Source organism: Citrobacter sp. CK191 (assembly GCF_030333435.1).
In the GTDB taxonomy this organism is placed as follows: Bacteria; Pseudomonadota; Gammaproteobacteria; order Enterobacterales; family Enterobacteriaceae; genus Citrobacter_B; species Citrobacter_B koseri.
Genome location: NZ_JAOWFX010000034.1, coordinates 487,873 through 501,374 on the forward strand (window position 1 = coordinate 487,873; position 13,502 = coordinate 501,374).

The 13,502-nt window shown below is 54.4% G+C and carries 10 protein-coding genes; 4 read left to right on the top strand and 6 right to left on the bottom strand.

What is annotated here, in order from left to right:
• The first annotated feature begins 4 nt into the window (after positions 1 to 4).
• Both carB and caiF read left to right on the top strand, forming a co-directional pair.
• The gene (gene carB / locus OGV82_RS22035) at positions 5 to 3,229 is read left to right on the top strand and encodes a carbamoyl-phosphate synthase large subunit (RefSeq protein WP_012134136.1); all 3,225 of its coding nucleotides are present in this window, start codon (positions 5 to 7) and stop codon (positions 3,227 to 3,229) included.
• Positions 3,230 to 3,487: 258 nt separating this feature from the next.
• Positions 3,488 to 3,880 (top strand): carnitine metabolism transcriptional regulator CaiF, encoded by a 393-nt coding sequence (gene caiF, locus OGV82_RS22040; RefSeq protein WP_012134135.1) that lies wholly within the window; start codon positions 3,488 to 3,490, stop codon positions 3,878 to 3,880.
• Positions 3,881 to 3,964: 84 nt separating this feature from the next.
• On the opposite strand, the gene caiE is transcribed toward caiF, so the two are convergent.
• The 6 genes from caiE to caiT all read right to left on the bottom strand — a co-directional run bounded on the left by caiE (position 3,965) and on the right by caiT (position 11,275).
• Positions 3,965 to 4,558, bottom strand: coding sequence for a carnitine operon protein CaiE (gene caiE / locus OGV82_RS22045; RefSeq protein WP_047459010.1), 594 nt, complete (start codon positions 4,556 to 4,558; stop codon positions 3,965 to 3,967).
• Positions 4,559 to 4,654: 96 nt separating this feature from the next.
• Entirely contained in the window at positions 4,655 to 5,440 is a 786-nt protein-coding gene (gene caiD / locus OGV82_RS22050) for a crotonobetainyl-CoA hydratase (protein WP_047459007.1), read from the bottom strand.
• Positions 5,441 to 5,480: 40 nt separating this feature from the next.
• A complete protein-coding gene (gene caiC / locus OGV82_RS22055) occupies positions 5,481 to 7,034 on the bottom strand; it encodes a crotonobetaine/carnitine-CoA ligase (protein WP_047459004.1) in 1,554 nt (517 codons plus the stop codon).
• A 65-nt stretch (positions 7,035 to 7,099) separates the two neighbouring features.
• Positions 7,100 to 8,317 carry an L-carnitine CoA-transferase gene (gene caiB, locus OGV82_RS22060; RefSeq protein WP_024130718.1) on the bottom strand — a complete coding sequence of 406 codons (1,218 nt, stop codon included), beginning with the start codon at positions 8,315 to 8,317 and terminating at the stop codon, positions 7,100 to 7,102.
• A gap of 264 nt (positions 8,318 to 8,581) precedes the next feature.
• The gene (caiA, locus tag OGV82_RS22065) at positions 8,582 to 9,724 is read right to left on the bottom strand and encodes a crotonobetainyl-CoA dehydrogenase (RefSeq protein ID WP_012134130.1); all 1,143 of its coding nucleotides are present in this window, start codon (positions 9,722 to 9,724) and stop codon (positions 8,582 to 8,584) included.
• Positions 9,725 to 9,757: 33 nt separating this feature from the next.
• A complete protein-coding gene (caiT, locus tag OGV82_RS22070) occupies positions 9,758 to 11,275 on the bottom strand; it encodes an L-carnitine/gamma-butyrobetaine antiporter (RefSeq protein ID WP_286462847.1) in 1,518 nt (505 codons plus the stop codon).
• A 480-nt stretch (positions 11,276 to 11,755) separates the two neighbouring features.
• Between caiT and OGV82_RS22075 the strand changes: the two genes are divergently transcribed.
• A complete protein-coding gene (locus OGV82_RS22075; protein ID WP_047459000.1) occupies positions 11,756 to 12,526 on the top strand; it encodes an electron transfer flavoprotein FixA in 771 nt (256 codons plus the stop codon).
• Between the two features lie 15 nt (positions 12,527 to 12,541).
• The gene (locus OGV82_RS22080) at positions 12,542 to 13,483 is read left to right on the top strand and encodes an electron transfer flavoprotein subunit alpha/FixB family protein (protein WP_047458997.1); all 942 of its coding nucleotides are present in this window, start codon (positions 12,542 to 12,544) and stop codon (positions 13,481 to 13,483) included.
• Positions 13,484 to 13,502 lie beyond the last annotated feature (19 nt).

Here is a 13,502-nt window from a genome sequence, read left to right on the forward strand (position 1 = left end):
AGCCATGCCAAAACGTACAGACATAAAAAGTATCCTGATTCTGGGTGCGGGCCCGATTGTTATCGGCCAGGCGTGTGAGTTTGACTACTCTGGCGCCCAGGCGTGTAAAGCGCTGCGCGAAGAAGGTTATCGCGTCATCCTGGTGAACTCTAACCCCGCGACCATCATGACCGACCCGGAAATGGCCGATGCGACCTACATCGAGCCGATTCACTGGGAAGTGGTGCGTAAAATTATTGAGAAAGAGCGCCCGGATGCGGTGCTGCCGACGATGGGCGGCCAGACGGCGCTGAACTGCGCGCTGGAGCTGGAGCGTCAGGGCGTGCTGGCTGAGTTCGGCGTGACCATGATTGGCGCCACTGCCGATGCGATTGATAAAGCCGAAGACCGCCGCCGTTTCGATGTGGCGATGAAGAAAATCGGCCTCGACACTGCCCGCTCCGGTATTGCGCATACGATGGAAGAGGCGCTGGCGGTTGCCGCTGACGTCGGTTATCCGTGCATTATCCGTCCATCCTTTACGATGGGGGGCACCGGCGGCGGTATTGCCTACAACCGCGAAGAGTTCGAAGAAATTTGCGCGCGCGGTCTGGATCTCTCCCCAACCAACGAACTGCTGATTGATGAGTCGCTGATTGGCTGGAAAGAGTACGAAATGGAAGTGGTGCGTGATAAGAACGACAACTGCATTATCGTCTGCTCCATTGAGAACTTTGACGCGATGGGCATCCACACCGGTGATTCCATCACGGTGGCTCCGGCGCAAACGCTGACGGACAAAGAGTACCAAATCATGCGTAACGCCTCGATGGCGGTACTGCGTGAAATTGGCGTGGAAACCGGCGGTTCCAACGTTCAGTTTGCGGTGAACCCGAAAAACGGTCGTCTGATTGTCATCGAAATGAACCCGCGCGTCTCCCGCTCCTCGGCGCTGGCGTCAAAAGCCACCGGCTTCCCGATTGCCAAAGTGGCGGCGAAACTGGCGGTGGGTTACACCCTCGACGAACTGATGAACGACATCACCGGCGGCCGTACTCCGGCATCGTTCGAACCGTCCATCGACTACGTTGTCACCAAAATTCCTCGCTTCAACTTTGAAAAATTCGCGGGCAGCAACGACCGTCTCACCACCCAGATGAAATCCGTCGGCGAAGTGATGGCGATTGGTCGCACTCAGCAGGAATCCTTACAGAAAGCGCTGCGCGGTCTGGAAGTGGGCGCCGCCGGTTTTGACCCGAAAGTGAGCCTGGATGACCCGGAAGCGCTGACCAAAATTCGTCGCGAGCTGAAAGATGCGGGCGCCGAGCGTATCTGGTACATCGCTGATGCGTTCCGCGCGGGTCTGTCTGTCGATGGCGTCTTTAACCTGACCAACATCGACCGCTGGTTCCTGGTGCAGATTGAAGAACTGGTTCGTCTGGAAGAGAAAGTGGCGGAGCTTGGCATCACCGGCCTCGACGCTGACTTCCTGCGGATGCTGAAGCGCAAAGGCTTCGCCGATGCGCGCCTGGCTAAACTGGCGGGCGTGCGCGAAGCGGAAGTGCGCAAACTGCGCGACCAGTTCAACCTGCACCCGGTTTACAAGCGCGTGGATACCTGTGCGGCGGAATTTGCTACCGACACCGCCTACATGTACTCCACTTATGAAGATGAGTGCGAAGCGAATCCGAACCAGGATCGCGACAAAATCATGGTGCTCGGCGGCGGCCCGAACCGTATCGGCCAGGGGATTGAATTTGACTATTGCTGCGTACACGCCTCGCTGGCGCTGCGCGAAGACGGTTACGAGACCATTATGGTCAACTGTAACCCGGAAACGGTCTCCACCGACTACGACACCTCCGACCGCCTGTACTTCGAGCCGGTCACGCTGGAAGATGTGCTGGAAATCGTGCGCGTCGAGAAACCGAAAGGCGTCATCGTACAGTACGGCGGCCAGACTCCGCTGAAACTGGCGCGCGCGCTGGAAGCGGCAGGCGTGCCGGTTATCGGCACCAGCCCGGATGCGATTGACCGCGCGGAAGACCGTGAACGCTTCCAGCAGGCGGTTGACCGTCTGAAACTGAAACAGCCTGCTAACGCCACCGTGACGGCGATTGAACAGGCCGTTGAGAAGGCAAAAGAGATTGGCTATCCGCTGGTGGTTCGCCCGTCCTACGTGCTGGGTGGCCGCGCGATGGAAATCGTTTACGACGAAGCTGACCTGCGTCGTTACTTCCAGACCGCAGTCAGCGTCTCTAACGATGCGCCGGTACTGCTGGACCGCTTCCTTGATGACGCGGTGGAAGTGGATGTGGATGCTATCTGCGACGGTGAAATGGTGCTGATTGGCGGCATCATGGAACACATCGAACAGGCGGGCGTGCACTCCGGTGACTCCGCATGTTCTCTGCCGGCCTACACGTTAAGCAAAGAGATTCAGGACGTGATGCGCCAGCAGGTGCAGAAGCTGGCCTTTGAGTTGCAGGTGCGTGGTCTGATGAACGTGCAGTTCGCGGTGAAAGACAACGAAGTCTACCTGATTGAAGTGAACCCGCGTGCGGCGCGTACCGTACCGTTCGTCTCCAAAGCGACTGGCTTACCGCTGGCGAAAGTGGCGGCGCGCGTGATGGCGGGCAAATCGCTGACCGAGCAGGGCGTGACGAAAGAAATCATCCCGCCGTACTACTCGGTGAAAGAAGTGGTGCTGCCGTTCAACAAATTCCCGGGCGTTGACCCGCTGTTAGGGCCAGAAATGCGCTCTACCGGGGAAGTGATGGGCGTCGGCCGCACCTTCGCTGAAGCGTTCGCCAAAGCACAGCTTGGCAGCAGCTCGACGATGAAGAAATCGGGCCGTGCGCTGCTCTCCGTTCGTGAAGGCGACAAAGAACGTGTGGTGGACCTGGCGGCGAAGTTGCTGAAACAGGGCTTCGAACTGGATGCGACTCACGGTACGGCGATTGTGCTGGGTGAGGCGGGCATCAACCCGCGTCTGGTCAACAAGGTGCATGAAGGTCGTCCGCACATTCAGGACCGTATCAAGAATGGCGAATACACCTACATCATCAACACCACCGCAGGTCGTCAGGCGATTGAGGACTCTAAACTGATTCGCCGCAGCGCGTTGCAGTATAAAGTGCATTACGACACGACCCTGAACGGCGGCTTCGCCACGACGATGGCGCTGAACGCCGATGCGACTGAAAAGGTGATCTCCGTACAGGAAATGCACGCGCAAATTACGAAGTAAGCGGCAGACGCATTTATCTGGTGATATAAAAAGGTTCCTGCAAAGGAACCTTTTTTTACGCCATAAGGTCATTCCTGGTCACATACGCTTCCTGGATGTGGTTTTCAATGTAACAAGCACGATTTCGCTCACACTAATCAACAATTAAGTCGCATACTATCCCCTTATATCCACAATTTATTTATGGTTAATGGCGTTATTTATATTCAGGCCATAACGAACCGTAGCAAGATTTTTAATTTGTAAAATGGTGTGCTTATGAGTGAAAAATATGTTGAGAAACCACTTTATTTGTTAATTGCTGATTGGGTAATGGCAGAAAACCGGTGGGTGAGCGCCAAAGAGATCGCGAAGCAATTTAATATGGATTATTGCAAAGCGATTAATACAGTTTCGTATATTCTTTCTGAAGTGGGGGAAATAGAGTGCGAGACCAGGACGATCCCTAATCAGCTGGAAGGGCGAGGATGCCAGTGCCAGCGTCTGGTGCGTATTAAGCGTATTGACGCGCAGCTCTATGCGCGTTTGGGTCATAGCGCGCAGGAGAAGATGGTAAAAGCGGAGAGAACCCCGCGAATGCCGGTTCCGCCCGCAGAGCTAAACCGCGAGCAGAAATGGCAGATGATGCTATCAAAAAGTATGCGTCGGTAATGTCGGCGTAAATGCCTTATCCGGCCTGCAACGGTGTGTTGACTCGTAGGCCGGATAAGCGCCAGCGCCATCCGGCACAAAGCGCTACGCCGATTTTGGCTTCACCTCCGTCGTGCCTTTCAGGCGCGGTCGGTTCTTTTCGACCTGGGTTAAGGGTTGCGTTTCACATAGCGATGCCCGACAGCGTACCGCGAGATCCTGATATTCCTGCGTGTTGAGCCGTTTCCAGTGCAGCTCTTCATCCGTGACATCACGTTTGACGCGTGCAGGCGCGCCAACCAGCAGCTGCCTGGGCGCGCCGACAAAACCTGCTTTTACAAAACTCATGGCGGCAACGATACTCTCTTCGCCGATGATTGCGCCATCCATGATTACGCTGTTCATGCCCACTAACGCATCACGACCAATCACGCAGCCGTGAAGGATTGCGCCATGCCCGATATGCCCGTTTTCATGCACGATGGTGTCGGTATCGCAATAACCGTGCATGATGCAGCTATCCTGAAGGTTAGCGCCCGCCTCAAGAATCAGACGCCCATAGTCGCCGCGCAGCGATGCAAGCGGGCCGATATAGACGCCGGCACCGACGATGACATCGCCAATCAACACGGCGCTGGGATGCACGTACGCCTCTGGATGTACTACCGGAATCAGGCCTTCAAAGGCGTAATAGCTCATGGTTATTCCTCCGTGATTGTTGTCGGATGGCGACAGCGCCTTATCCGACCTACGGCAGTAGGCGGATAAGCGTTAGCGCCATCCGGCAGTACGGCGCTAGCGGCCTTTCCAGACCGGATCGCGTTTTTCGGCAAACGCCTGCGGGCCTTCGATCGCATCTTCAGAGTGCAGTACCGACGGGTAGTGCTTCAATGCGCCGCTGCGAATGTAGCGATAACCTTCTTCCACCGGCATTTCACTGGTTGCGCGGTAGATCTCTTTGAGGGCGGCGATCGCCAACGGCGCGCTGTTCACCAGCTGTTGCGCCAGTTCACGGGCGCTGTCCATTAACGCTTGCTGGCTGACAACCCGGTTCACAATTCCCCAGCGCAAGGCTTCTTCTGCGTCCATTCGTCTGCCGGTCATCAGCATTTCGTTGACGACAGCAGGCGGCAACAGCTTAGGCAGGCGCAGCACGCCGCCGCTGTCAGGCACAATGCCGAGCTTTGCTTCAGGCAGCGCGAAACTGGCGTTATCGGCGCAGACGATAAAATCCGCCGCCAGCGCCAGTTCGAACCCGCCGCCGAAGGCATAGCCGTTAACGGCGGCAATCACCGGTTTATCCAGGTCAAAGATCTCGGTTAAACCGGCAAACCCGCCGGGGCCAAAATCGGCGTCCGGGGCTTCGCCTTCGGCCGCCGCTTTTAAATCCCAGCCTGCGGAGAAGAATTTTTCGCCGCCACCGGTGATGATCGCCACACGCAATTCGGGATCGTCACGGAAATTGAGAAAAACTTCGCCCATCTCAAAACTGGTTTTTGCGTCTATTGCATTCGCTTTCGGGCGATCCAGCATAATTTCCAGAATTGGGCCGTGACGGGTCAAATGTAATGATTCACTCATATCTTCACTCCATTATTTAAAATCGGACGGGTAAGAATGCTTATTTCAGGTTCTTTTTAATTATTTTTCCTGAACAGTTTCGGGGCAGATCATTTCTTATCTCAAGAAAAGAGGGGACTTTGAATTTCGCCATATTTTGTTCACAGAAAGCGAAAAACTCCTCTTCCGTTAATGTTTCACCTTCATTAAGCACCACAAAGGCTTTAATGGCTTCATCGCGAATCGAATCGTGAATACCAATAACGACGATGTCCTGAATTTTGGGATGAGCCGAAATAATGTTTTCCAGTTCGACGCAGGAGACATTTTCGCCGCCGCGCTTAATCATGTTGCAACGCCTGTCGACGAAATAGAAAAATCCTTCCTCATCCCGATAGCCGGAATCACCGGTATGCAGCCAGCCGTTGGCTTCCAGCGCTTTGGCGGTGGCTTCCGGCCTGGCGTAATACTCTTTAAAGATGGTTTTTCCCGGCACGCCTTTAATACAGATTTCACCGATTTCTCCGGCGGGCAGCGAGCGGTTCTGCTCATCGCGGATGTCCGCCTCATAGCAAAATCCAGGGCGACCAATAGATGGCCAGCGCCGTTTATCGCCGGGACGATCGCCAATAATGCCGACAATGGTTTCCGTCATCCCGTAAGAGGTCAGCAGCCGGACGCCGAAACGTGCAATAAAAGCGTCTTTTTCCTGCACGGAAAGGTTGAGATAGAACATCACTTCGCGCAGACAATGCTGCCTCTCTTCCGGGGAGGCGGGCTGCACCATCAGCGTCCTGATCATCATCGGAATACATTCCGTGACGGTGGCGCGATACTTTCGTACCTGTCCCCAGAACGCGCGGGCGCTGTATTTTTCGATCAGCACAAAGGTGCTGCCTGCGGAGAATGCCGCCATTGCCGCAGTACACTGACAGTCAATATGAAAGGCGGGCATCACCGTCAGATAGACGTCATCTTCACGCAGCGCACACTGCCAGGAGGAGTAGTAACCCGCAAAACGCAGGTTGTAATGGGTAATGACCACGCCTTTTGGCCGCGAGGTGGTGCCAGAAGTAAACAGAATCTCCGCCGTGTCGTCAGTGGATAACGGCGGCGCATAGCACAATGTGGCAGGCTGCTGGTCTTTCAGTTGAGAAAAATGGCTAACGTTATCTTCAACGGGCGCATTTTCGCCAATCAGACAGATATGATTGAGCAGGGTATCGTCCTCAAGCAGTATCTGGCGATACATCGGATAAAATTCAGCGCTGGTGACGATGAGCTGCGCGCGGCTGTTTTGTAAAATCCAGGCGCTCTCTTCGCGCAGGAGCCTGGCATTGATCGGCACCATGATGGCGCCAATTTTGGCCAGACCAAACCAGCAGAAAAAGAACTCCGGGCAGTTATCCAGATGCAGCGCGACGTTATCGCCTTTCTGAATGCCTGAGGCGAGGAAAAGGTTCGCCGTGCGGTTGATCTCCTCATTCAGCGACGCGTAGCTGAATTGCCGGACAACGCCTTCGCTGGATTCAAAAATAAGCGCCGTTTTATTTCCGTATACCTCGGCCAGGTCGTCCCACATCTGACGTAAGTTTTGTCCGCCAACGATATCCATTGCACTGTTATCCGTTCGAAAATAGGCATGCGCGCTAACCGGATAAACCGGTTAGCGCTTTGCGTTTAATCCTCAACTTTGGCCAGACCCTTGCTGACCAGTTCCTGTATATCTGCTTCGTTGTAACCGATGTTTTTTAGAATGGCGGCGGTGTCCATGCCATGCGACGGCATGCCACGCCAGATTTTCCCTGGGTTGTTTTTGAATTTCGGCATGATGTTTGGCCCTTTACAGGTGCGGCCATCCATCGTGTGCCACTCGGTAATGGATTCGCGGGCGACGTACTGCGGGTTGCTTTCCAGTTCTGGAATGGTCAGCACTTTCGCGCAGGCGATATTCAGCTCGGCGAAACGCGCCTGCACGTCGGCGATGGAACGGGTCGCCAGCCACGCATCCAGTTTTTCCTCGACTAACGGCCCGTAAGGGCACTCAACGCGATGGATAAGCTGGGTGCCTTCCGGCACCTCTGGCGTACCCAGAATGTGCGCCAGGCCGATATCCTTAAAGCACTCGTTGATCTGCGTAATACCGACCAGCTCCATCACGATGTAACCGTCTGCGCATTTATACAGCCCGCATCCGGCGTAGTAGGGGTCTTTGCCTTTGGTCATGCGCGGGCAAATTTCGCCGCCGTTGAAGTAATCCATCATGAAGTACTGGCCCATACGCAGCATCACTTCATACATCGCCACATCAATGCTTTCGCCTTTGCCGGTTTCACGCACTCTGTGCAAAGCCGCCAGCGCGGCGGTGGTGGCGGTCATCCCGGAAAAATAGTCCGCCGTATACGGGAACGCGGGCATGGGTTGATCGACATCGCCGTTCTGAATCAGGTAGCCGCTAAAGGCCTGGGCGATGGTGTTGTAAGCCGGGAGGTTGGTGTACTCCTCCGTGCCGTACTGGCCGAAACCGGAAAGGTGGGCGATCACCAGTTTGGGGTTGTGTTCCCACAGCACGTCATCGGTAATTCCGCGACGGGCAAACGCCGGGCCTTTGCTGGCTTCGATGAAGATGTCAGTGGTTTCCATGAGTTTCAGAAACGCTTCCCGACCTTCATCTTTGAAGATGTTTAGGGAGAGGGCATGCAAGTTTCGGCGTGAAAGCTGCGGATAGTTCGGCTGGACGCGAATGGTATCGGCCCAGGCGACGTTTTCAATCCAGATCACTTCCGCGCCCCACTCTGCGAACATTTGTCCGGCGAACGGCCCGGCGATTTCAATCCCGGAGAACACGACCCGCAATCCGGCGAGCGGCCCGAAAGTGGGCATCGGTAAACGGTTCATAAATAAATTCCTGCATTTTTTGTAGACCCGGCAAGCGCAGCGCCACCGGGCAAATTGCCGGATGGCGGCATAAACGCCTTATCCGGCCTACGATGGTTTGTAGGCCTGGTAAGCGCAGCGCCACCGGGCATGTTGCCGGATGGCGGCGTAAACGCCTTATCCGGCCTACGATGGTTTGTAGGCCCGGTAAGCGCAGCGCCACCGGGCATATCGCCGGATGGCGGCGTAAACGCCTTATCCGTCCTACGATGGACCGGGCAATGTTTAACGGTATTGCTTCAGCACGGCGCGGCCGAGCGTCAGGATCTGCATTTCGTCAGAGCCGCCGGAGACGCGGTCAACGCGCAGGTCACGCCAGAAACGCGTAATGCGGTGGTTGCCCGCAATCCCGACGCCGCCCAATACCTGCATGGCGCTGTCTACCACGTCAAACGCGGCGTTGGCGCAGAAGTATTTACACATCGCGGCATCGCCCGAGGTGATGGTGCCGTTATCCGCTTTCCACGCGGCTTCCAGCAGCATGTTTTTCATGGAGTTTAATTTGATCGCCATATGCGCGAACTTCTCCTGAATCAGCTGGAAGCGGCCGATCGTCTCGCCAAACTGCACGCGCTGATTGGCGTAACGCGCAGCGTCTTCGAACGCGCACATCGCCGTACCGTAGTTGGTTAAAGCCACCAGGAAACGTTCGTGGTCGAACTCTTCTTTTACGCGGTTAAAGCCATTACCTTCCCGGCCGAACATGTCTTTTTCGTCCAGCTCAACATCGTCAAAATTGATTTCACAGCAGCTGTCCATGCGCAGGCCGAGCTTCTCAAGTTTGTTAACCTTGATGCCGGGTTTGCTCATATCGACAAACCATTCGGTATAAATCGGTTTGTCCGGGGAGGCGCCGTCCCGTGCCATCACCACGATGTAGGGGGTGTAGGCGCTACTGGTGATGAAACACTTGCTGCCGTTAAGATAAACCTTACCATTTTTACGGGTATAGGTAGTTTTTAAACTGCCAACATCCGATCCCGCTCCCGGTTCGGTGATCGCCGAGTTCCACATCTGCTTGCCGGTTCCCTGGAACGCCATGATTTTATCAATTTGCTCCTGGGTCCCTTCACGCAGGAAAGTGTTAAAACCTCCCGGCAATTGGTACAACACGTAAGTGGGCGCGCCCAGACGCCCCAGTTCCATCCATACGGCGGCAACGGTGACGAAACCGGCTTCCAGCCCGCCGTGTTCTTCCGGGATCAACAGGCTGTCGATGCCCATATCCGCCAGCGCTTTCACAAAACGTTCCGGGTAGACGCTGTCGCGATCGCACTCGGCAAAGTAGGCTTCCCAGTTCTCACTGGCCATCAGTTCACGAATACCGGCGACAAACAGTTCCTGCTCGTCATTCAAATTAAAATCCATCTTCCAGCCTCATTTGTAAGGAGTTTATTGAGTTTATTTATCTTTCCAGTGCACTTTGGCGTCTTTGATAAAGGAGAGCGTTACCATGATGTTGACGAAGAACAGCGGGCATCCTCCGGCGATAATCGCGGTTTGAATGGGTTTTAACCCGCCGAGTGCTAACAGGACGATGCCGATAACGCCAACCAGCACCGACCAGCCGATACGTACCAGCAGCGGCGGCTCTTCACCGTCGCGCACTTCGCGGCAGGTGGACATGGCCAGCGTGTAGGAGCAGGCGTTAATCAGCGTGACGGTAGCGATAAAGCAGAGGATGAAGAATCCCCACATCGTAGCCGTGCTGAATGGCAGTGCGGCCCAGGTTTCGATGATGGCGCGCGCCACGCCGTGCTGTTCGATAAGTTGTGGAATATTGAGAATATTTTTATCCATCAGCAGCAAGGTGTTGTTGCCAAGAACGGTCCACAGAATCCAGGTGGAGGCGGTCAGGCCGAGCACCATCCCAAAGCACAGTTCGCGCACGGTACGGCCGCGGGAAATACGCGCGAGGAAGATACTCATCTGGATGGCGTAAATGACCCACCATGCCCAGTAGAAAACGGTCCAGCCTTGCGGGAAGCCGCCTTTGCCGATCGCATCGGTGTAGAACAACATGCGTGGCAGATACATCAACAGCATACCGACGGAATCGGTGAAGTAGTTCATGATGAAACTGGCGCCGCTGACGATAAACACCCAGCCGAGCATCAGGAAGCTGAGATAGCTACGCACGTCACTGGCGATTTTCACCCCTTTTTGCAGGCCGCAGGCCACGCAAATGGCGTTCAGAACGATCCAGCAGGTAATGATGATGGCGTCCAGTTCCAGCGTATGAGGGATGCCGAACAGATACTGCATACACTCTGTCACCAGCGGCGTCGCCAGACCGAGGCTGGTGCCCATCGCGAAGATCAGCGCCACCAGATAGAAGTTATCGACAATAGTACCGAATAACCCTTTCGCGTGTTTCTCGCCCACTAAAGGTACCAGCGTGGAGCTGGGACGAATCACGTCCATTTTGCGAACAAAAAAGAAGTAGGCGAACGCGACGGAGAGGAAGCTGTAAGTTGCCCACGGTAACGGCCCCCAGTGAAACAGGCTGTAGGCGAGGCCGATCTCTTTGGCGCCGTTGGAGCCAGGTGCCAGAGCAAAGGGCGGCGTCGAGATGTAATAATAAATTTCGATTGAGCCCCAGAACAGCACGGCGGCGGAAGTGCAGGAGGCGAACATCATGAAAATCCAGCTGGCGGTGCTGAATTCAGGCGGTTCATCACCTAATCTTTTTTTAGCGTAAGGGCCGAAGACCAGCCAGAACCAGCCAAAAAGCATCACCACCATGTACCATTCAAATGCCCAACCCCAGATATTTGTGACATAACTGAAGACGGCATTAATAACAATATTCGCAGCGTCGAGATCTCTGACGGTTAGCCAACAAAGTATCCCTACAATTATTAACGGCGGGAAAAAAACCTTAGGTTCAATCCCGGACTTTCTCTTTTCATTTTTCATGAGTCAATTCCAGTGTCAAAACGAAATTTATGTTACGTTCCCGTTTGTTATATTTTGTTTATTTTTCTTAGTAATAATCTGATGACAGTTAGACCTCAGAGTCGCTTTGGCGAGTAACTCATAATGGGTATTCATTTTGCGGTAATCCGTTATGTTGATCACACTTTTTTGTCTGGTGTTTTTGACCCTTATTTTCAAATAAAATCAATGTAAAACAATTAGATGTGTTGCATTTTGGTCGAATTGTGCGCATCTCTCATTCAATATTGGTGATCCATCAAACAATATTGAAAATTTTTATGTTCTATGGGGGCTGTTCAATATTAGTGAGGTGCTTAACAATATTGAAAGTTGTAAATATCAGCGTGTGACATTTTCAATATTGGTGATTAAAGTTTTATTTCCGAATTAAAGAGCGTGATATCTGTATTTAACACCGCCGATATGGATGACGTTTCCTTCATGATTTCTGGAGATGCAATGAAGATAATTACTTGTTACAAGTGTGTGCCTGATGAGCAGGATATTGCGATCAATAATGCCGATGGTTCATTAGATATCAGCAAAGCGGATGCCAAAATCAGTCAGTACGATCTGAATGCGATTGAAGCTGCCTGCCAGTTAAAGCAGCAGACAAGCGATGCCCAGGTGATTGCCATGAGCGTAGGCGGCAAGGCGCTGACCAACGCCAAAGGGCGTAAAGATGTGCTTTCCCGTGGGCCAGATGAACTGGTCGTGGTGATAGACGACCAGTTTGAACAGGCTTTGCCGCAACGCACCGCCGTAGCGCTTGCCGCCGCCGCGCAAAAATCAGGCTTTGATCTGATCGTTTGCGGCGACGGTTCCTCCGACCTTTATGCCCAGCAGGTCAGCCTGCTGGTGGGTGAAACGCTGAACATTCCGGCCATCAACGGCGTGAGCAAAATCCTCTCCCTGACGGAAAGTGCGCTTACCGTTGAGCGTGAACTGGAAGATGAAATTGAAACCCTGAGTATTCCCCTGCCTGCGGTGGTGGCGGTCTCCACAGACATTAACGCTCCGCAGATCCCGTCGATGAAAGCGATTCTGGGCGCGGCGAAAAAACCGGTGCAGGTCTGGTCTGCGGCGGATATTGGTTTCAGTGCGCCAGACGCGTACTCCATTCAGAAGGTCGCCGCACCGAAACAACGCGAGCGTCAGCGCATCGTTATTGAAGGCGATGGTGAAGAACAGATCGCCGCGTTCGCCGAACATCTGCGCAAAATCATTTAATTACCGGGGGATATTATGAACACGTTTTCTCATGTCTGGGTATTCAGCGATACCCCTTCTCGTCTGCCGGAACTGATGAGCGGCGCACTGGCTTCAGGCGAGCAGATTCATGCGTTTGTGCAGCACGACGCCGAGGGCGAGACGGCACGCCAGCTGGGGGCGAATCACATCTGGCATTTACGCGGTAAACCGGACGACCGCATGGTGGAAGATTACGCCGGGGTGATGGCGCAGACGATTCGCCAGCAGGGGGATTCGGGTCTGGTGCTGCTGCCTAATACCCGCCGTAGCAAACTGCTGGCGGCAAAGCTGGGATTTCGTCTCGCGGCGGCCGTTTCTAACGACGCCAGTGCGGTAACGCAGCAGGAGGGCCATGCGACCGTCCGACATATGGTCTACGGCGGGCTGGCGATTGGCGAAGAGACCATTACATCACCGTATGCGGTGATCACCGTCGGCAGCGGCACGTTCGAGGCGCAACAGGCGGATGTGTCCCGCCACGGCGAGTCGCATGACGTGCAGTGGCAGTCGCCAGATGTCGTCGTAACGCGCACCGCAACGCAGGCGCGCCAGAGCAACACGGTCGATCTTGATAAAGCGCGACTGGTGGTCAGCGTCGGGCGCGGCATCGGCAGCAAAGAGAATATCTCGCTGGCCCAGGCGCTGTGTCAGGCCATTGGCGCGGAACTGGCGTGTTCTCGTCCGGTGGCGGAAAACGAAAAATGGATGGAGCACGAGCGTTATGTCGGCATCTCCAACCTGATGCTTAAACCAGAGCTTTACCTCGCGGTGGGCATTTCCGGGCAGATCCAGCACATGGTGGGCGCGAACGGTTCACAAACCATCTGCGCCATCAACAAAGATAAAAATGCGCCGATATTTCAATACGCTGATTACGGCATTGTCGGCGATGTGATGAAGATTCTGCCTGCGCTTACGAGCGCTTTAGCACGCTGATCCACTCGGGCAGGGCCTG

Excerpts from the sequence above, each read along its gene's own strand:
- caiA (WP_012134130.1), bottom strand. The coding sequence starts at position 9,724 with ATGGATTTTAATTTGAATGACGAGCAGGAACTGTTTGTCGCCGGTATT.
- OGV82_RS22075 (WP_047459000.1), top strand. The coding sequence starts at position 11,756 with ATGAAGATAATTACTTGTTACAAGTGTGTGCCTGATGAGCAGGATATT.
- caiC (WP_047459004.1), bottom strand. The coding sequence starts at position 7,034 with ATGGATATCGTTGGCGGACAAAACTTACGTCAGATGTGGGACGACCTG.
- carB (WP_012134136.1), top strand. The coding sequence starts at position 5 with ATGCCAAAACGTACAGACATAAAAAGTATCCTGATTCTGGGTGCGGGC.
- caiB (WP_024130718.1), bottom strand. The coding sequence starts at position 8,317 with ATGAACCGTTTACCGATGCCCACTTTCGGGCCGCTCGCCGGATTGCGG.
- OGV82_RS22080 (WP_047458997.1), top strand. The coding sequence starts at position 12,542 with ATGAACACGTTTTCTCATGTCTGGGTATTCAGCGATACCCCTTCTCGT.
- caiF (WP_012134135.1), top strand. The coding sequence starts at position 3,488 with ATGAGTGAAAAATATGTTGAGAAACCACTTTATTTGTTAATTGCTGAT.
- caiD (WP_047459007.1), bottom strand. The coding sequence starts at position 5,440 with ATGAGTGAATCATTACATTTGACCCGTCACGGCCCAATTCTGGAAATT.
- caiT (WP_286462847.1), bottom strand. The coding sequence starts at position 11,275 with ATGAAAAATGAAAAGAGAAAGTCCGGGATTGAACCTAAGGTTTTTTTC.
- caiE (WP_047459010.1), bottom strand. The coding sequence starts at position 4,558 with ATGAGCTATTACGCCTTTGAAGGCCTGATTCCGGTAGTACATCCAGAG.